Annotated in this window: 15 protein-coding genes and 1 pseudogene; 7 read left to right on the forward strand and 9 right to left on the reverse strand. The window is 43.4% G+C overall.

Annotated features, from left to right (window positions below; translation table 11 throughout):
* The first annotated feature begins 6 nt into the window (after positions 1-6).
* From U1P77_RS01695 to U1P77_RS01715, 5 genes are all read left to right on the forward strand, one after another.
* The gene (locus U1P77_RS01695; RefSeq protein WP_321155706.1) at positions 7-1,203 is read left to right on the forward strand and encodes a hypothetical protein; all 1,197 of its coding nucleotides are present in this window, start codon (positions 7-9) and stop codon (positions 1,201-1,203) included.
* A 1-nt stretch (position 1,204) separates the two neighbouring features.
* The gene (locus U1P77_RS01700) at positions 1,205-2,320 is read left to right on the forward strand and encodes a glycosyltransferase family 4 protein (protein WP_321155707.1); all 1,116 of its coding nucleotides are present in this window, start codon (positions 1,205-1,207) and stop codon (positions 2,318-2,320) included.
* A gap of 152 nt (positions 2,321-2,472) precedes the next feature.
* Positions 2,473-3,720 carry a sugar transferase gene (locus U1P77_RS01705; protein ID WP_321155708.1) on the forward strand — a complete coding sequence of 416 codons (1,248 nt, stop codon included), beginning with the start codon at positions 2,473-2,475 and terminating at the stop codon, positions 3,718-3,720.
* Between the two features lie 155 nt (positions 3,721-3,875).
* Positions 3,876-5,183 (forward strand): RNA-guided endonuclease InsQ/TnpB family protein, encoded by a 1,308-nt coding sequence (locus U1P77_RS01710; protein ID WP_321155709.1) that lies wholly within the window; start codon positions 3,876-3,878, stop codon positions 5,181-5,183.
* A 108-nt stretch (positions 5,184-5,291) separates the two neighbouring features.
* A complete protein-coding gene (locus tag U1P77_RS01715; RefSeq protein WP_321155710.1) occupies positions 5,292-6,767 on the forward strand; it encodes a capsule assembly Wzi family protein in 1,476 nt (491 codons plus the stop codon).
* Positions 6,768-7,025: 258 nt separating this feature from the next.
* On the opposite strand, the gene scpB is transcribed toward U1P77_RS01715, so the two are convergent.
* The 8 genes from scpB to tnpA form a co-directional block, all read right to left on the reverse strand.
* Entirely contained in the window at positions 7,026-7,598 is a 573-nt protein-coding gene (gene scpB / locus U1P77_RS01720; RefSeq protein WP_321155711.1) for an SMC-Scp complex subunit ScpB, read from the reverse strand.
* Positions 7,599-7,849: 251 nt separating this feature from the next.
* A complete protein-coding gene (locus U1P77_RS01725) occupies positions 7,850-8,632 on the reverse strand; it encodes a segregation and condensation protein A (RefSeq protein WP_321156585.1) in 783 nt (260 codons plus the stop codon).
* A 159-nt stretch (positions 8,633-8,791) separates the two neighbouring features.
* A complete protein-coding gene (locus U1P77_RS01730) occupies positions 8,792-9,874 on the reverse strand; it encodes a tryptophan--tRNA ligase (RefSeq protein ID WP_321155712.1) in 1,083 nt (360 codons plus the stop codon).
* 295 nt (positions 9,875-10,169) lie between these two features.
* A complete protein-coding gene (locus tag U1P77_RS01735; RefSeq protein WP_321155713.1) occupies positions 10,170-11,285 on the reverse strand; it encodes an LpxL/LpxP family acyltransferase in 1,116 nt (371 codons plus the stop codon).
* Positions 11,286-11,739: 454 nt separating this feature from the next.
* Positions 11,740-12,126, reverse strand: a complete 387-nt coding sequence (rpsI, locus tag U1P77_RS01740; protein WP_321155714.1) for a 30S ribosomal protein S9 — start codon at positions 12,124-12,126, stop codon at positions 11,740-11,742.
* 10 nt (positions 12,127-12,136) lie between these two features.
* Positions 12,137-12,565: a 50S ribosomal protein L13 gene (gene rplM, locus U1P77_RS01745; protein ID WP_201555065.1), complete on the reverse strand. Its 429-nt coding sequence runs from the start codon at positions 12,563-12,565 to the stop codon at positions 12,137-12,139.
* Positions 12,566-12,761: 196 nt separating this feature from the next.
* A complete protein-coding gene (gene rsmD, locus U1P77_RS01750) occupies positions 12,762-13,460 on the reverse strand; it encodes a 16S rRNA (guanine(966)-N(2))-methyltransferase RsmD (RefSeq protein WP_321155715.1) in 699 nt (232 codons plus the stop codon).
* Positions 13,461-13,517: 57 nt separating this feature from the next.
* Positions 13,518-13,928: an IS200/IS605 family transposase gene (gene tnpA, locus U1P77_RS01755; protein ID WP_321155716.1), complete on the reverse strand. Its 411-nt coding sequence runs from the start codon at positions 13,926-13,928 to the stop codon at positions 13,518-13,520.
* A gap of 49 nt (positions 13,929-13,977) precedes the next feature.
* Here tnpA and U1P77_RS01760 point away from each other — a divergent pair.
* A pseudogene (locus U1P77_RS01760) lies at positions 13,978-15,134 on the forward strand (RNA-guided endonuclease InsQ/TnpB family protein).
* A gap of 24 nt (positions 15,135-15,158) precedes the next feature.
* Here U1P77_RS01760 and mrdA read toward each other — a convergent pair.
* Positions 15,159-17,156, reverse strand: coding sequence for a penicillin-binding protein 2 (gene mrdA, locus U1P77_RS01765; RefSeq protein ID WP_321155717.1), 1,998 nt, complete (start codon positions 17,154-17,156; stop codon positions 15,159-15,161).
* A gap of 667 nt (positions 17,157-17,823) precedes the next feature.
* On the opposite strand from mrdA, the gene U1P77_RS01770 reads away from it, so the two are divergent.
* Positions 17,824-19,158 (forward strand): DUF445 domain-containing protein, encoded by a 1,335-nt coding sequence (locus U1P77_RS01770; protein ID WP_321155718.1) that lies wholly within the window; start codon positions 17,824-17,826, stop codon positions 19,156-19,158.
* Positions 19,159-19,402 lie beyond the last annotated feature (244 nt).

Below are 19,402 nucleotides of genomic sequence, written 5' to 3' on the forward strand. Positions count from 1 at the left end.
AACTGAATGTCAGACCCGGATTGGATTAATGCCTATGGCTTTTTAGGGACTAGGTTGTTTGATTTACCTAGTCTGTTTATATGCTTGTTGACTGTATTTGTACTTGGATATAAATTTAATATCTCACCTAAATATCAAGTTGTATTAGCACTGCATTGTTTTTTACCCTTTGTTTTAAATGATGTGTTATTTAGTGCTTCTTATATGGGCGACCAGTTTCGCTACTGGCGTGGTGTTAATGGTTTTAGAAGTGGAGAGCTAAGCTTTATTGAAGCATTAGTAAACGGTGATACCGTTTTGACAGCCAGTGCTTTGCTGGCGTTGATCCCATTCCCAACACCTGTTTCAGTTATAAGCTTAGGATTCTACAATACCTTTCTCTACATCATTCTGTTTTTTGTGCTACATGTGAAGAAGATATTTACCAAGGTATCGGTGTGGTTTTACTTGCTATTTCCGAGTGCTGCCTTGTATACCGCTCTTAGCTTAAGAGAGACCTTGATATTCTTCTTTATGATTTTGACCATAGTCTATGCCCGTGAGTCTAAAGTCTTCAGAAGTGTTATCTGTATCGCCCCTCTATACTTAATTAAATTTCAAAACTTCTTTATTTTGGGCCCTATAGTCCTATTGTATTTCATATTTAATGTTGCTAGGAAAGGTATGGGGGTAACCAAAGCCTTGATTATTGGCGCTATTAGCCTAGCTGGCCTACTGCTCTCTGCCCCTATTGCGATTCCGTTGGTTAATAAGTTTAGAGTGGCGATGTTCGTTGAAGATGGTGGAGAGGCAGAAAATATTAGCCTTATTACCGGTGCGGGTGACTTTGTGTTTCAAGGTCTAACCTCAGCGTTGTATTTCTTATCTAAGCCTTTACCGTGGGAAGCAAGCAGTGCTTTACAATTCGTGCAGTCATTTGAAAATCTAATTGTACTGGCTATTTTATATTTAATAACCCGACAAGCTTGGCAAAAATTTCCTGATAAACTCACTTTTTGGTTGTTGTTTATGGCCTTAGGCATGTCTGTATATGGCTTGGTTGTGGCCAACTATGGTACGGCTGTCCGTTATCGTTATCCATTTATCATGATTTATGTATTGTTTGTCTGTGCTGATTGTCATGTTCACAAGCTGTTTCCGAAAAAAAATAAAGCTTCTTCAATAAATCAGCCAGTAACACACGATAAAGTGGATAGGACGTGAATTGAAAATATTATATATCGTTAATGAGCCTTGGTTTTTCTTATCTCATCGTCTGCCCATCGCTTTGGCTGCTAAAGAACAAGGTCATACCGTACAGGTAGCGACTAGAGACGGTAAAGCAGTCACAGAAATTACTGACATGGGTTTTATTCATCATAAGATCCCACTCTCGCGCAGTGGCAGTAGTCTGCTTAGTGAGGCGATGAGTTTATTAGCCATTTGGAAACTGCTAACACAGGTTAAGCCTGATGTTCTTCATTTAGTCACTATTAAGCCCGTTCTATACGGTGGAATCGCTGCTCGATTTGTATCGGTGAAAAAAGTAGTCGCTGCTGTGTCAGGTTTAGGGACTTTATTTTTGGCTGAAGGCGTTAAAGCACAGTTAAAGCGTAAGCTTGGTACGTGGTTATATCGCTTGGCTTTACGCACAAAAAAGACCACAGTGATTTTTCAAAATCCTGATGATAAGAAGATGTTTATAGATCTTAAAGCGGTCAAACCAGAGCAAACTGTCTTAATTCGCGGTTCCGGTATAGACCTTTCGGCTTTTCGTTTTTTCCCTGAGAATCTAACTGACAAACCTGTGGTGACTTTTGCTGCTCGTTTATTGTTTGATAAAGGCTTAACTGAGTATATCGAAGCTATTAAGCTGTTGAATAACAAAGGAATAGCAGCAAGTTATCAGATAGTAGGGGACCTAGACCCCGGTAACCTCACTAGTGCTAAAAATACAGATATTGAGCGCTGGCAGTCTATTCCTAATTTAACTATTATGGGCTACCAAAAAGATATGGCGGCTGTTTTTAGACAGTCTAATCTGGTGGTATTGCCTTCTTATCGTGAAGGCTTGCCTAAAGTTCTGATTGAAGCCGCCGCTTGCGGGCGAGCGGTCATTACAACCGATGTACCCGGCTGCCGTGATGCCATAGAAGCAAACGAAACCGGTTTGTTAGTAGCCGTTAAGAGCCCCAATGAGTTGGCTGATGCTATCGAGAAGCTGGTTACAGACACTGCTCTTCGAGTACGTATGGGTACGGCAGGGCGTCAGCTGGCAGAAAGCGCGTTCTCAATTGAACAAGTGGTCGATCAGCATTTGTCTATCTATCAGCAGTCTTGATTGCCATCTTTTATAGTTGTTCGTTTCTTATCGCACCTCCTTTATCTAAATTGCTCACCTACTACAATAGTACCGTTCTTCACACTCTCGATAAGTTATAATTGCTAAGCTTCCAAATGCACTTTGTAATCTACGAATGAAAGACTCTAATTATGTTTAAGACAAAAACACTACAGTATTTGCGCTTCCTGCCTGTCCAGCTATTCGTAGGATTATTACTATGTACTTGGATTCCGTACTTATTTTTTGACTGGAACTATTTAACTCAAGGGTTTAACAAAGCGAGTGTTTTTAATATTCTTACTAGTGGCACACTTACTTTATTGACTTTGTTCACTCTGAACTGGATACGTCAATTCCCAGGTATTACCTCAACGTCATACATATTACCGGTATTCCTATTTTGGTTTGCTATCATTTTTACCTTAGCCACACCAACCGATTTTCCTTTTTCTTTAACCTATTACTACTTAAGTAGCATTTGTTTGTTCAGCTACCTTTTTATCGTTAATATAATCAATCGTCATTACCAAGTTCAAACCTTAGCTTATATTCCAGTGGGTAGAGCAACGGATATGCCAGAACAAGTGCCCTCCGCGGATTGGATGAAGTTAGACACCACCAATTTAGAGCAGGATGTCAGTGGTATCGTAACAGACCTTCATAGCCATGACTTGACTGATGACTGGCAAGAGTTTATCGCTAATAAAACTTTAGAAGGTATTCCCGTCTATCATTATCGTAATATCCGCGAGTCATTGACGGGTAGAGTCAGAATCAATCACATGCATGAGAATGAATTGGGCTCTTTGCTTCCTTGTGAAAATTATATGTTAATCAAATACTGCCTTGATTTCTTAATTATTCTAATATTACTGCCATTTACCCTTATAATCTGTCTATTGACTGCTATAGCGATTAAGCGTGAAGATGGGGGTAAGGTTTTTTATGTTCAATCACGAGTGGGCTACCGTGGGAAAACCATCAAAGTTTATAAATTCCGCAGTATGCGCGAAAATGCGAAAGAAATCTTAACGGTCGATAGTGACAATCGAATAACTAAGGTGGGCAAGTTTATTCGTAAGACTAGAGTTGATGAGCTGCCTCAATTTATTAACGTTATTAAAGGTGAAATGAGCTTAATAGGTCCGAGGGCTGAATTTATTGATTTTGCGGTCAAACTTGAAAAACAAGTGCCTTTTTTTAATTATCGTCACATTGTCAAGCCCGGTATCTCTGGTTGGGCACAGGTCAACCAAGGTTATGCAACCGGCGCAGAAGAAACCCAGTTAAAAATTGAATATGACTTTTATTATATCAAGCATATTTCCTTTACCTTGGACTTACTGATTTTCTTTAGAACCATTCATACCACGCTGACAGGATTTGGTTCGCGGTAAACTATCAAAAAAGCGAAAGAGGACACCACCCGAGATTAGGGTGGTGGTGAATTTCGTATCGTTTTATTATCTTTTAAACAATTTACTTACTGAAAATATCATTATTAATCTTTAGTGTTAATCTAGGATTATATTAAATAAGATGCACAGCCATTATGAAAATTAACAAGGCGTACAAATTTAGGCTTGAGCCTAATGCAGAGCAAACCGTTATTTTGAATAACCTTGTCGGCTCTGCGCGTTTTGTTTGGAATCAAATGCTAGCAATGTCGTTTGAAATGTTTGCCAAGAATGAGTTTATAAACGCCACCAATCTTGTTAATAAAATTATGGATGTAAAGAACAATCCTGATTTTTCTTTTTTGAAATCCAGCTCTAATGCCGTGTCTTTGCAACAAAAGATTCGTGATCTCGCGTCGGCTTGGTCTAAGTTTTTTGACCCTAAATCACACGCACGGTACAAAGAAAATAAAAAGAAACCTAAAAAATCCAAGTTTTTTAAGTTGGCTGACGGCACAGAAATCCAGTTACGCCCATTGATGCCAAAGTTTAAGCGCAAATCCGACGGCTGTGACTCAATTCGCTTGGTTCAATTTGATAAATATTGCCGTATTGAAGGCAATCGAGTGAAGCTGCCTAATGGCGTTGGTCTGGTGACATTCAGAAAATCACAAGAAATCATTGGCACAATTAAAAACGTCACCATCAGTAAAAAATCAGGACATTGGTACGTGTCTTTTGGCACGGAAAGAGAGCTATTGCAAAACCCAACCCACCCCGCCACAAGCGCACTGGGCTTGGATTTGGGCATCACCAAGCTTATCACCACCTCAGACAATCAATACATCAAACCCAAAAACAGCTTTAAAGCCAATCAACGCAAACTTGCCAAGCTGCAACGAGGGCTAGCAAAGAAAGTCTTGTTTAGCGAAAACTGGAAAAAGCAGAATCGTAAGATCCAAAAGTTGCACCACCACATTGCCAATATCAGGCATGACTACTTGCACAAAATCACAACCACGCTCAGCAAAAGCCACGCCATGATCGTCGTTGAAGATTTAAAAGTAGCTAATATGTCGAAATCAGCAAGTGGTTCGATTGAGAAAAAAGGTCGCAATGTCAAAGCCAAGTCAGGATTGAATAAATCAATCCTAGATCAAGGTTGGGGATCAATGACCGACATGCTTGAGTATAAACAGCAATGGCGCGGTGGCTTACTGATCAAGGTAAACCCACGCTACACCAGTCAAACCTGCTTTAAATGCAAGCATGTTGCTAAAGAAAATAGGCAAACTCAGGCAAGATTTGAGTGCGTCGAATGTGGTTATGTTGCGAATGCAGATTTTAATGCGGCACGCAATATATTAGCGGCAGGACATGCCGTTTTGTCTGTTGAGGGAAGATGTAGTAAAAGTCGCCCGCTGACGCAGAAAACCAGCGAAATCCGTGAGGAAGTCGCCTAAGAGCGTTTGCTTTTAGAATCCCCCACTTGAGCTGTGCGAAAGTGGGGTGAGTATGTCAATGAGTTAATAACCCATCTGTTTCATAAACTAGATTATGAGTAAACCACTATGAGCAAGCAACTGTCCCACCGCCGTCTAAACGCTTTAAGTCTAATCAGTATTTTATTGAGCTTTGGTATGGTGAGTACCCTTGCCAGCGCACAGAACCTGTATATGAATGACCTTAAACTCAAAGCAGATCTTGATTGGCTCAATACTCAAGGTGTGACCCAGATTAGTACCAGCACTTGGCCCTTGACTGCCAACGAGATTAAGCGTGCTTTGGCTTCTACTGATGCCGTAACGCCTGCGCAACAGCAAGTATTACAGTCGGTACAGACTAGGCTAGCTCAAAATCGTGAGTCTCTGGTTGGCGCTTCTGTAGGCTTATACGCTCAGACCGACCGCCAGCAGCTGCCACAAACCTTCGCGGATGATCAGCTGGCAGGACAACAAGCTAGCGTACAGGTAGGACTTAGCGAAAAGGATTGGGAATTTAACTTACAAGCCAATATAAAGAATGATGAGCTGATTGATGACAACAGTGATGTCAGCTTCGAAGGATCGTACATTGCTGGGACGGCTGCCAATCAATGGTTAATCGCCGGGAAGATTCCAGCATGGTGGGGTCCTGGCAACGATGGTAGCCTCATTCGAGGAGATGCCAGCATTCCAGTCACCGGCATCACTATGCAGCGTGATCAGCAAAGTGCGCCCACTTCTCAATATCTATCTTGGGTAGGCCCTTGGCAATATCAGCTGTTTGCGGGTCAGCTGGATGATTATGAAGCCATACCGGATGCTAAGCTTTTTGGTGCTCGTCTTACCGCTAGCCCGTGGCCTTGGCTAGAAGTTGGTGCTTCTCGTACCTTTATGTGGGGCGGAGAAGGCCGACCGGAGAGTTTTAGCTCTTTTGGTGACGCTGTTCTAGGAACCAGAGACAATGAGGCTACTGCTGGTAATACTGACGATGACCCCGCCAATCAGCTGGCTGGCTTTGATGCGCGCCTGAGTCTAGCGCCGTTAATCAAAGTACCGGCAGGTGTCTATGCTCAGTATGTGGGTGAGGATGAAGCAGGGGGACTGCCTGCTAAAAATATGTACCTGCTGGGTGCAGATTATGCTGCTGATATATACGGTAAGCCCTATCAGCTTTATGCTGAATATGCAGATACCCGTACTAGTGGTGAATCGCGTGGGATATCTTATGACCATTTCTTATATACCGATGGCTACTATCAGCAAGGCTATCCTCTCGGTCATGCGTTAGGCGGTGATGCTGAGAGTGTAGCGGTTGGTGGTAGACTATGGTTGGACCAACGTAATTTTATTAACGCAAAATTGCAGCACGCTAAAGTAAACCAAGCCAATGAGCCCATCAATCAGGCCTTTCCAGATTCCGATACGTTAACGGCTATTGATGTGGCTTGGGAACATCAGCTACAGCCACTAACGACGATCAGTACTAGACTGTGGGCGGTAGATTCTGATACTCAATCAAGTGACATTGGTGCAGGCATAGGGGTAGAGTTTAAAACTTATTAAGTTTTACTTTTGAGTACTTCTAAAATTTTATGCTTGAGTACTTCTAAAATAGGATCTGTTGAGTTTTCGGCAGATTCTATTTTTTTGTATGAGAACCACTTAAGATACAGCGCCTATTGCAGTCATATAGCTAAAATACCTTAAAAACGCGACGGTACTGCTGGTATAAGCTTTTTGCAGCCTCTGTCTGCGTAGGCACAGCAAGCAAGAACAACTTATGCCAGCAGTAGGTTAGGTATCGATATTACGTTTCATTGACTATATTGCATTCATATCCGGCATTGGCGGCAGCTGCTCTAAACTCGTTAGCCCAAAAGCATCTAAAAACTGCGGCGTGGTATGTAATAGCGCTGGGCGACCTAAGCTGTCTTTATAACCGTCTTCCATAATCCAACCCTTATCAAATAACTGCCGCAAGATATTACTCGATAGCGTCACCCCGCGTACCTGCTCGATATCACTACGGGTTACCGGCTGCTTATAGGCAATCACGCTTAAGGTTTCCAGTAAGGCTTGGCTGAGACGCTCTTGACGCTGCGGAAATACCCGCTGAATGAGTGTGCTATAGCTATCAGCGACTTGTAAGCGGTAACCACTGGCAGTTTCACTAAGACTGAGTACACCAGTACTTAAACGCTCTTGTAGCGCTTCTAATGCCAGCTGTAGTTCTTGCGTAGACAATGAAAGATGCTTTTTAAGGTCGCTTGCAGTCAGTGGCGCTTCCGAGGCATGAAGCAGTACTTCTATGTGGTGGCTGCTAGTGTCCTGTTCATTATTACTTAGTTTACTATTACTTGGTTTACTGTCACTTGGTTTATTAGGGTCAACCATTATTATACTGCTCTTTTAAAAGGATTCTGATATAAAGGATTCTGATATAAAGGGTTCTGATATAAAGCTATGACAAAAAAGTGTGAAGTATAGTTAAAATACCTTAAAAACGCTACGGTACTGCTGGTATAAGCTTTTTGCAGCCTCTGTCTGCGTAGGCACAGCAAGCAAGAAAAATTTATACCAGTAGTACGCTGACACAAATGTATCTATTTCATTTTGAACTGGCTACAGTGGGATCTAACCAGGTATTACCTCAACCATTGTAAGGTTAACTGATCAAGTTGATCATCACCTGCATTATCCGTACTGACTACCCCCACCAGCTGACGTTTCATCAGCTCTAACACTGCTACAAAGCTGACCACCACCCCGATTTTTCCTTGCGACTTATCTAGTAGCTCGTAAAAGGAGCGTGTGCCACTAGTGCTCAGCTGCCGACTAATACTGGCAATACGATCCGCAAGCGGCACCGCATCGACCTTAATAGTATGTATCTGCATGTGATAATCCGGCTGCAATTGCATCTTAAATAAGCTATCAATCAGTAAGTTAGGCGAGTAACTGGGTAGCTCTGCACTCATAATATCTTGATTGGGTAGACTGACCATAGCTAGGAAAACGTCACGTTCAAGACGGACTAGATTGTCTAAGCGCTGGCTCGCCCCTTTGATTTGCGCGTAGGCTTCCAGACGCTCAATCAGCTCCGCCTTGGGATCACGCTCGTCATTTGGCGTCTGTGGCTTGGGTAATAACAGCTCAGTCTTGATGGCAATCAAGGTTGAGGCCATCAATAGGTAGTCACCGGCCAATTCAAAATGCTCAGTATCTAACTCATTGATATAAGCCAGATATTGCTCAGTAATGGGCAGTATCGGCATTTGGGTCAGATCAACATTGTTCTTTTTGACCAGATATAACAAAAAATCCAGTGGCCCTGCGAACTGCTCTAACCAAATGGCAAATGCCTGTGGCGGTACGTATAAGTCCTCCGGCAAGTGCTGTACCGGGGTCTGATAAATACGCAGCGACATATCATGAGTATTAGCAGCTATATCATAAGCTTCAGTATCAGCCCTAACCAATGTAGCACTGATGCCTACTGGTGTTTGGGTCTCAGCTCGTTGGTATGAGGTCACTTGCATAAGTTGAAATCTATATTGATTGCAATGGGTAAACGATTATTTAAGCCATCATTTAAGTTTGGCAAGTGGGCGGATACCAATGGCGCGACGGGTTTTATCGAGCTGCTTACGGCTATGGCGACGTGCTTTTGCTGCGCCCATCTGTAAGATTTCTTCTAGCTCTTTTGGATTGGCCATTAGCTCTTCATAGCGTGCACGGAATGGCGCAATCTCGTCATTAATCTTATCAAATAATGCTTTCTTGGCATCACCCCAACCAATACCCGCCGCGAATTGGGCGCGCATATCAGCAATTTCTTCAGGTGTGGCAAAGGCTTTATAAATCTCAAATATGGCAGAGTCATCAGGATTTTTCGGCTCAGCGGGCAGTTGCGAATTGGTCACGATTTTCATAATCGCTTTATGCATCTGCTTCTCAGGACTTACTTGCGGATTAAGCTCACCAAATAAGGGAATGGTATTGCCATAACTTTTACTCATTTTACGGCCATCAAGGCCAGTTAATAATGGGGTGTCATCATCGACTACCGCATTTGGCATGGTAAAAAGCGGCTTATATTTATGGTTAAAAGTACCGGCAATATCACGCGCCATTTCAATATGCTGGATTTGGTCACGGCCAACCGGAACATGAGTGGCGTTAAACATTAAGATATCTGCTGCCATCAGCACCGGATAGCCAAACAGCCCCATGGTGACACCTTGATCAGCATCAACATCATTATCTATATTAATATCGACTGAGGCTTTATAAGCGTGGGCACGGTTCATCAACCCTTTGGCGCATGAACAGTTTAAAATCCAAGCCAATTCTGGAATTTCTGGTACATCCGACTGACGATAAAAGGTCACGCGCTCAGGATCTAGACCGCAAGCCAGCCAAGTGGCGGCAATCGATTTAGTGGATTCATGAATAACCGCAGGATCATGACAGCCGATAATGCCATGATAATCTGCCAAAAAGAAAAACGCCTCATCATTACTATTTTGGATAGACTCAATAGCGGGGCGAATCGCACCCACATAATTACCCAAATGTAGGGTGCCGGTTGGTTTAATGCCGGTTAAAATACGTTTCACTGCCGTGTTTGCAGGGTTATTTGAATCATCAGAAATGCTATTGTCGCTCATGAGAGTTCCGTCTTTAATCTATGGTTGTTTATTTTGAATGAATGCTATGGCTTAGCCACTTTAAAAAAGAAACAGTAGCGCTGGGAGAAATCTTCGCAGCCTCTGGAGTGACGCAGTCACACAGCAAGCAAGAAAATTTTTACCTGTTATACGAGATCATCACTATATGAGATCATTACTTTGGCTGAGTCATAAGATACGATAAAAAATCGCCATGACTGCAAGCAGCATAGCGGATTTTAATGGCGGTCAGTCAATAGACCTAATAGCTGATTATAGCAAACTTGGCTTAAATTTATTTGTCATTATCCTGGTCATAGATATCAGTGCGACCATTAGGGCCATTTTTAAAGCGGCGATGAAACCACATCCACTGAGTCGGATCAATACGAATCAAGCCTTCTAAGATTTCATTAACCCGGGTGGCATCAGCAATTTCGTCATTACTGGGATAATTATCGAGCTCTGGGGTAATCGTCAGATGATAATGTGGACGCTTACCTCTGGGAATACTATCAGGTGTTTGCCGGTAAGTATGTAGCGCCATCACTGCTGGCTGACGCCCTTCCTCGCCCACTGTAGCCAAGCGCCGCGTTGCGGTAATAGTGGCTGCTGGTACCCCAAAAAATGGCGCCATGACCCCATGCTTAAGACCGTAATCTTGATCAGGCGAATACCAAACCACGTGTCCGGCTCTAATAGAATCGACCAAACTACGCATATTGCGACTAGAGATTAGCTTACCAAAGATAGGGGCACGACCGTTATAAATAAACCACTCTAATAGCGCATTATTCTGCGGTCGATACATACCATCCATAGGGAAAAACTGGGTGCATAGCATGGCGCCTAGATCCAGCATCGTATAGTGGGCACCCAGCAAAATAACCGCGCGGCCCTCATTTTGAGCATTGACCACATGCTGTAGCCCCGAGATAGAGACCGTACGGGTAAATATATTAGGACGAAACCAAGTGCATAAAGTTTCAAATATGCCAATGCCTTGATTGACGAACACTTGCTTGGCCATCAGTTCACGCTCAGCTTCCGGTTTGTCAGGGAAAGCCAGTCTGAGGTTAATCAAGGTATCACGCCGCCGCGAGGCTAACATTTTATAGAATAAAATACCCAACTTGCGACCCAGCCAAAACTGCCAACGTAGCGGCAAATATACTAAGGGTACCACAAGGGCCAGTAGTAGCCATATAGCCCAATACTTAGGCAACAAGAACTGCCACTGAAAGGGCTGTTTCTCCGATTGCGCGGTTTGCTTATGGGTCTGCTTGATAGTCGGGGTGCCAGCAGGAATTGCTGGCGACTTAGCAAGCTTGCCATGCGGCGCGGCGGCGTCTGGTGGCGTGCCGTTTTGCGCAGAAGACTTACTGGGATCAAACTGTTCGGGCGCTTTCATAATATCCTTTTGCGCTATAAGGGCTAATGATGAAAAGTTATTATGATGATGGGGTAGTACAGGTATCTTTGCAAGGTAATTTACGCATTGTTGTCATAAGAGGCTCTAGTCGATCCAATTTAAGAATGATACAAGGTTACTGGGCTACTGGGCTACTGGGATGCGACTTGAATAAATGTTTTGCAGCATCGAACCACACTTGCGAACAGCAAGCAAGAAAAATTTATACCAGTAGCACGTTGATATGAACGACTCTCTTTTATTTGGTATTCGCTATAACTTACAAAAATGCACCGACAGAAAGGCACGCATAAAAAAACCTTATAAGCTGTGACCAACTTATAAGGTTTCGCAAATCTATTATTTTATCAGTGACTACTATGAAACGGTTTTCACCAAACAACTATGGAAGAACCCGTAAACGTAATAGCAAACAGATAAAAAATAGCTTTGATTAACGTTTCGAGAATTGTGGACGTTTACGTGCTTTACGTAGGCCCAATTTCTTACGTTCAACTTGACGTGAGTCACGAGTTACAAAACCAGCTGCTTTTAGGGCAGGCTTCAAGGTTTCGTCAGATTCGATAAGGGCACGAGTGATACCGTGGCGGATTGCGCCCGCTTGACCCGTACTGCCGCCACCGGTAACGGTGACGTATAAGTCATAAGCGCTGACAGAATCGAGTAAATCTAATGGCTGACGAACAACCATGCGTGAGGTTTCGCGGCTGAAATATTCATCAAGTGGCTTGCCGTTAACAACGATAGTGCCAGTACCTTTTGATAAAAAGACACGAGCAGTAGAAGTCTTACGACGACCAGTTCCGTAATTGCGTTCCATAAGTTTATCCTTAGATGTCTAATTCTTTAGGTTGCTGTGCTTCATGTGGATGTTCGTTACCCACATAAAGTTTCAGCTTCTTGATCATCGCATAGCCAAGAGGGCCTTTTGGAAGCATACCCTTAACGGCTTTGTGTAGAACATCTTCAGGCTTATTTGCAAGCAACTTGGTGAAGTTGGTTTCTTTAATACCACCTGGATAACCACTGTGACGATAGTATTTTTTATCTTGCGCTTTTTTACCCGTTACCGTGATTTTTTCGGCATTGATGACAACAATAAAGTCACCAGTGTCAACGTGCGGAGTAAAAGAAGCCTTATGCTTACCACGTAGGCGGTGAGCGATTTGGCTAGCTAGGCGACCAAGGGTTTTGCCGTCAGCATCGACGACAAACCAGTCATGGGTCACTTCAGCTGGTTTTGCACTAAGTGTTTTCATGATAAAACCTTTAATTTGAAATTCGTTGAGAGTTTGTCTGGGAACGGGGCTCTCAAAAAACAGACTGCACATTATAAGCAGTAGAGCTTAAGCTTGCAAGCTGCATTGTGGTTTATTTTAGCCTGCTAAGCATTAAATGCGAGCATCTAGCTGGATTTTTAGCAGTTTTTAGCATTTCTTAATAGTAGCCGACTGATTATGACGATACTAGTCGATAAAGTCCAGCAACAACTTGCCCTACTTTTGTGTTTTTGATACATTCAAAGCCACTTAGCCTTTGTGCGGTCAAAGTATCGCCAAGAGACAACACTAGCTCGTCTAATTGTCCACTCAAGTCTTTATCGGCTTCTAGATAAATCAGCGTCTCTACTGTGATTAACTCTTTAATAATCAATGCGGTCAAAATCGGCTGCCATAAGTCTTCAGCATAAGGTGGGTCGATAAAAACTATGTCAAAAGGTTGAGGGAAAAAGGGCTGAGATTGTTGATTTTGACTCAAAATTTGCTGGGCTGCGCCGTGCAAAATTTGATAACTGCCAGCATCAATATGTAACTGCTCTGCGCTTCGTAGTAGCATTTGACTTTGGGCGAGATTGGCTTCAATAAAGCTGCAATGTGCCGCGCCGCGCGATAACGCTTCAAACCCTAATACGCCGCTACCAGCGCAGCTATCGAGTACGCGCGCACCATGAATATCAGCCAGCAACCAATTAAACAGGGTCTCACGTAAGCGGTCTGGCGTTGGTCGCAAGCCGTCTGCATCAATAAAATTGACGTTACGACGTTTATACTGACCACCGATAATCCGCACGTTACCAGCAGCGGTCTGCTTAGAGTTTTTAGCCTTTTTAGCCTTTTTAGGCTGATTTTTAGACGATGCTGGAGATTTTTTCATAGTATTTATCATTTCCGCCGTAAAACCATGCCCTTCTAGGGCGTGGATATCAGGCGGCTAGTTAGGTGTGTTTTGTTGCTCAATATATTTCTTAAGTATGCCAATAGGAGCTCCACCGCAGCTACTAGCAAAGTAACTAGGTGACCATAGCGCATCGCCCCATAATTTAGACTCTATTGACTGATACATCTTCTTTCTAATCAATCGACTTGATACGCCTTTTAAGCTATTCACCAAGGCTGATACACTTACCTTTGGCGGGTAGCTAATCAATAGGTGTACGTGGTCACACTCGCCGTTAAACTCAACAAGAATGGCGTCAAACTTACTACACACTTCTTTAAAATATGTCTCAAGGTCATCTAAAATCTCTTTCGTGAACACCTTACCACGATATTTAGTTACAAAGACCAAATGTACGTGTAGATTATAAACAACGTGTCTACCTCGCCTTAAAGTGTTTGACATTGTATTAGACCAAATATATAATTAACGAAAATACATTGTAGCCTAGACCATGAAAACACTCAAGCTAAGAATCAAAGACAAGCATGCAAAGCAACTGACTACGCTAAGTAGCTCAGTAAATTTTGCATGGAATTATGTCAATGATCTTAGCTACAAACACTTACAGCGCACAGGATTATTCTTTAGTGCCTACGACTTAGCTGTCTATACTAAGGGCGCTGGTAGTGAGCTTGGCTTGCATAGCCAAACAATACAGGCTGTCACTGAGACACACGCTAAAAGTCGTAAGCAATTCAAAAAAGCTAAGCTTAACTGGCGTACTAACAATCCTAATTCTAAGCGTAAAAGTCTAGGGTGGATTCCTTTTAAAAACTCAGCCATCAAACATATAGCGACCAATCAAACTGGCAAAAAGGGTTTAAAGTCTACTCTGCAACTGAGCTTAGCTAAGGGTCAGAAGTTAATTATTGACCTATGGGATAGTTACAACCTCGCTCTCTACACCATTAATACGTGTGAGCTTGTGCAAGATTCTCGCGGTCGTTGGTATGCCTGTATTACCGTTAAAGAATTTCCCACAGTTAAGGGCGGTATTGGCAAAGTTGGCATTGATTTAGGGTGTAAAGATGCGGCAACTACCAGTGATGGTAATGTGCTAGCTACCAAGGTTACTCACAAGTACGCCACTAAGTTAGCGGTAGCTCAACGCTCAAACAATAAAAAGCGTGCTAAAGCTATTCACGCTAAGATAAAAAACACTCGTCAAGATTTGATTCATAAGTTTACTACCAGTTTGATCAAAGGCAATGCCTTGATCGTGGTAGGTAAGCTTAGCGCCAAAACATTTACGTCTACCAAGCTAGCTAAGAGCGTCTATGATGCTGGCTGGTTTGAAATGAAGCGACATGAGCGAGGATAAAGCAAAGCACTGCTTTGCCCGAGTGCAAGGCGTAGGGCTATGCCCCAGTTGATTACAAATGCAAGCATGCAGGTTGTCACTACACAGAAGTAAATGAGGCTTACACAACCCAAACCTGTTCATGTTGTGGCTCACGCCATGATAGTCCGAAAGGTAGAGCAGGGCTTGGAATAAGAGAATGGTTCTGTAGTTCTTGTAAAACTACCCATGACCGTGATGTTAATGCGGCTAGTAATATTCTCGCGCTCGGGCTTGAGCGTCTAGCAGTAGGAATCCCCTCCGTTTAGGGAGGGGAGGAAGTCAAAAGCTCTTTATTCGCTTGTCGTCGTAGCTTCTGATGCAACCTCTGCCTTTTCTTTTAATGCGTTTTCTTCTTTTAGCGCCTGTTCTTGATCGCGTATTATGTCACGCGCTATTTTGTCTAGTGCTTTTTGGCGTTTGATCACTTTGAGCTCATCGGCAGTGGGCGGCAAAATAGGATCATTTTTGCGTTGTAGTACCCAATAATCAAATAAGGCGCGACCAATAGGGGCGGCAACGGTACTGCCACCACCGCCATTTTCGACCAGGACTGACAGGGCAATTTGTGGGTCTTCTACGGGTGCAAAGCCATTGAACCAAGCATGATCCCACTCACGTTTATCCAGCGCGGATTTATCATAGTTTTTACCTTGGGCGATAGACTTTACTTGCGCGGTACCGGTTTTGCCAGCGATACGATAGCGAGAGGTATAGATGCCACGTCCGGTGCCGTTCTCAATGACGTTTTCCATGGCATCTTGCATGCGTGTCCAGTCGGAGGGCTTGCCGTTATATTTAATTTTACCATCAGGCTTGGTAATGACATCGACCTCTGCAGCACCTTCGCTACGTTTTAATAGATGCGGGGTGATGTGATAGCCCTTGTTGGCAGTCATGGCGGTGGCATTGGCAATCTGTAGCGGCGTGGCTAAGAAATACCCTTGACCGATACTGACCGAAATAGTGTCACCCGGAAACCAGTCTCTATCATACCTATCTTTTTTCCATTTCGGTGACGGCATGATACCGGCTTTTTCATTGGGCAAATCAATACCGGTGTCTGCGCCAAAGCCAAAGCGCACCATCCAATCATGCAGGCGTTGAATGCCCATCTCATAGGCCAATTTATAATAATAAGTATCGACTGACTGCACGATAGACTTTTTTAAATCTACGGTGCCATGACCACCACGCTTCCAATCGCGGAATCGATGGCTATCACCAGGCAGACTAAAATAACCGGGATCATAAATGGTGGTGTTCCAGTCGCGTAGTCCATAATGGATACCGCCTAGGCCTTCAAAGGGCTTGATAGTTGAGCCGGGTGGATACATACCTTGCAGCGCCCGATTATATAGGGGCTCATCAGGGTCTTCACGTAGCGCGGCGTAGTCCTTAAAGGAGATGCCTGAGATAAAGGGGTTGGGATCGTAGCTTGGGTTGCTAACAAAAGCCAGCACATCGCCATTTTTGGGATCTATGGCCACAATTGCTCCGCGTCGACCATCGAGCTGCTGCTGAGCAACCTTTTGTAAACCATAATCTAGACTTAAAGTAATGTCGTTACCAGCAATCGGCGGCTTGGTCTCTAACTGGCGCAAAATGTTGCCATAAGCGTCGGTTTCTACCGACTGATAACCGGGTTGACCCAGCAAAATGTCTTCATAAAAGTCTTCGATACCGATTTTACCGATAAGGTCCGTACCCGCATAGCGATCCTTATCAATCCTTTTGCTCTCTTTATCGTTGATACGGCCAACATAACCGATCACGTGTGCAAACAGCTCATCATAAGGGTAGGAGCGCGTTAGCTTACTTTGAATAGTTACGCCGCGAAAGAACGGTTTACGCTCACTAAACTGTGCCAGCTGCGCTTCAGTCAAGTCAATTTTGATGGTGACGGGATCATTTTTATTTTTGCTAAGACGCGCTAAGATATCGGTAATGTCGGTATCGGTCAGCTCAAAAATAGGCGCGAGTAAGGTTAACGTACGTTCTGGATTTTCCACTTCATTGGGGCTGAGCATCGCCGTAAATACCGGCTGATTGTCTGCCAGCAGTATTCCGTTACGATCGTAGATATAACCTCGGCTTGGCGGCGCTGATATCAGCTTGATACGATTGTTGTCCGACCGCGTCGTATATTTATCATGGGCATACACCTGCAGATAACCATAACGTAGCAGTAACACGCTCAAACCCACCACGATCAACAAACCAAAAATAATGATTCGATGCATAAAAATTTGGTTGACCTGTTCAGTGTCTGGAGTGAGCGGTTTCTTCATAAAAGGTCAATAGCCAAAAAGTCGGTGAATAAACAGAGTAGTGAATTGATGGGCAATATAATAAATAGGATAATAAGTAAAAGCGCCGCAAATATAAACGATGAAAGTAACAGTTTCAAGCAGATAGCGCAATTTATCTAGCAATACTGGCTATAGTCAGAACTAAATGAAATGGGTACACCTATAGCTTCGTATAACTGACAAAAATTCATAACAACCAAACTGACTCTTTTTTAGGGTTGGTTCAACCCTATACAGGCTTGCATGGCAGTCTTCACGGCTATTACAAGCGGCTATTACAAGCGGCTATTAAGCGACGAATTATAGCAGAACAAAATATATGACGTTGAACTTACCCGTTTGCTTTGTCTATGCCTTTATCAGTCACAGCCATGCAGTAGGTTAGTGCATTAGCGGTTGCGAGGTGACCATAAAACGTGTCATGTATAGTCACAACTTGACTGGGGTGTATGTGTGCTAATAAATGGCAAGTATGCTAAAATTAGGCGATTTATTTTAACGTATTTTTTTAACGTATTTATGCTTGATAAAGCGCTGTTTTTGCTCAGCGTGGATCAATATTGTAATAGCAACGACGACAGTTCATCGACAGTAAATTAATGATAATGAATTAACGACAACCGTTACGTCAGGGGCACAAAGAGTCATGGTCGCAACTTCAATATGGCAGACGCTCGCTGAGCATCCGGAATTTATTGCCATGCTGACCATCCCACCGGTGACCGCATTTGTCACTTGGGTCCATGTGTGGATGGCGCTAAAAATGCTGTTTTATCCCATTAAGTTTCGGGGTATCCGCATTCCCAACTTTCCTTTTTTTGGACTACCAGGGATTGGCTGGCAAGGTATCGTACCGCGTAAAGCCGGCAAGATATCAGGGGTTATCGTAGATCAGACGCTGTCTAAACTCGGCTCGCTTGATGAGTTTTTTCAAGCGATGGAACCGGAGCAAATGGCGGCGTTCATTACTGAGGCGATCGATAAGAATCTTGAGTCGTTGATTGACGAAATTATGCTTGAGCGTTCAGAGACCTTATGGCGCAACCTTCCTTATGCGTTAAAACGCCGCCTATACACGCAAGCGCACCAAGAGTTGCCTGCAATCATGCAGTCACTGGTGACGGATTTGACCTATCATGTCGAAGATTTGGTCGATATGCGCCAAATGATTGTCAATAAGATGGAGAGTGATCGGCGCTTGATGGTCAATATGTTCTTAAAAGTAGGCCAAAAAGAAATTGATTTTATTTGGCATATTAGTGCGTTGGTTGGACTTATCTTTGGCATTATCCAGATGTTTATCTTTTTGGTAGTGCCGCAACATTGGACGGTACCCTTCTTTGCGGCGGTCTGGGGTCTATTGACCAACTGGATTGCGATTTGGATGGTGTTTAATCCAGTACAGCCGCGTTTTATCACTTATGTGAAGTTATTCGCGCGGGGTAAGACCTTTCCCTTTATTAAATTGCAACTGCCCCATATGGCGAAATTTCGCTGGCAGGGCGGCTTTATGAAACGTCAAGAGGAAGTGTCTGAGGTTTTTGCTGAAATTGTCGTCACCGATTTGGTTACCCTTGAGAACATCATGAATGAGATGATGTATGGTGAGCAAGCCGCGCAAACCCGTGAACTGATGAAGTCGCATCTTTATCAAATGTTAGAATCACCAGTGGTCAGTGCTACCTTACGGATAGGACTTGGTCGGCGTGAGTTTGGCCAACTCAAAAATACTATTATTGATAAATCAATTACCGCGACTATGGTGCCGATGCGCGATCCTAAGCTCAATGAGAGCCGCGCCAGTAAAATTTTCGGTCTGTTTCGAGATCGTATCCGTGCGCTCTCGCCCGATGAGTTTCAAAACTTGTTACGCCCAGCGTTTCATGAAGATGAAATGACCTTAATTGTGCTGGGTGGTTTGACAGGATTTTTGGCCGGTTGGCTGCACCTAGTTTTGGTATTTTTTCCCGCTATGCAGTAACCAAATATATAGTAATAGTTAAGTCCTTATAGTCTCTATACACATCGTACACAAAGCAGATATGAGACCGTGACAAGTTAACGCTAGTGTACCTTGTTGTAAGTGTTTCGGATAGTAATAGCTTATGACGCTAACGATAGCATTAGTGAATACAGTACCTACAACAGTACCTAAATAAGTAACTAAAAATAGCTAAAATAGCTAAAATAGCAACTACAACAGTAAAACCTACTGAGTGCTTTTT

The sequence above is a fragment of the Psychrobacter sp. LV10R520-6 genome (assembly GCF_900182925.1).
In the GTDB taxonomy this organism is placed as follows: Bacteria; Pseudomonadota; Gammaproteobacteria; order Pseudomonadales; family Moraxellaceae; genus Psychrobacter.

What these genes read in the sequence shown, in the direction of transcription:
- U1P77_RS01695 (WP_321155706.1), top strand. Translation starts at nt 7, where the DNA reads ATGTCAGACCCGGATTGGATTAATGCCTATGGCTTTTTAGGGACTAGG.
- U1P77_RS01725 (WP_321156585.1), bottom strand. Translation starts at nt 8,632, where the DNA reads ATGTCGCTGCGTATTTATCAGACCCCGGTACAGCACTTGCCGGAGGAC.
- scpB (WP_321155711.1), bottom strand. Translation starts at nt 7,598, where the DNA reads ATGGTTGACCCTAATAAACCAAGTGACAGTAAACCAAGTAATAGTAAA.
- U1P77_RS01730 (WP_321155712.1), bottom strand. Translation starts at nt 9,874, where the DNA reads ATGAGCGACAATAGCATTTCTGATGATTCAAATAACCCTGCAAACACG.
- rplM (WP_201555065.1), bottom strand. Translation starts at nt 12,565, where the DNA reads ATGAAAACACTTAGTGCAAAACCAGCTGAAGTGACCCATGACTGGTTT.
- U1P77_RS01705 (WP_321155708.1), top strand. Translation starts at nt 2,473, where the DNA reads ATGTTTAAGACAAAAACACTACAGTATTTGCGCTTCCTGCCTGTCCAG.
- U1P77_RS01770 (WP_321155718.1), top strand. Translation starts at nt 17,824, where the DNA reads ATGGTCGCAACTTCAATATGGCAGACGCTCGCTGAGCATCCGGAATTT.
- rsmD (WP_321155715.1), bottom strand. Translation starts at nt 13,460, where the DNA reads ATGAAAAAATCTCCAGCATCGTCTAAAAATCAGCCTAAAAAGGCTAAA.
- mrdA (WP_321155717.1), bottom strand. Translation starts at nt 17,156, where the DNA reads ATGAAGAAACCGCTCACTCCAGACACTGAACAGGTCAACCAAATTTTT.
- rpsI (WP_321155714.1), bottom strand. Translation starts at nt 12,126, where the DNA reads ATGGAACGCAATTACGGAACTGGTCGTCGTAAGACTTCTACTGCTCGT.
- U1P77_RS01735 (WP_321155713.1), bottom strand. Translation starts at nt 11,285, where the DNA reads ATGAAAGCGCCCGAACAGTTTGATCCCAGTAAGTCTTCTGCGCAAAAC.
- tnpA (WP_321155716.1), bottom strand. Translation starts at nt 13,928, where the DNA reads ATGTCAAACACTTTAAGGCGAGGTAGACACGTTGTTTATAATCTACAC.
- U1P77_RS01710 (WP_321155709.1), top strand. Translation starts at nt 3,876, where the DNA reads ATGAAAATTAACAAGGCGTACAAATTTAGGCTTGAGCCTAATGCAGAG.
- U1P77_RS01715 (WP_321155710.1), top strand. Translation starts at nt 5,292, where the DNA reads ATGAGCAAGCAACTGTCCCACCGCCGTCTAAACGCTTTAAGTCTAATC.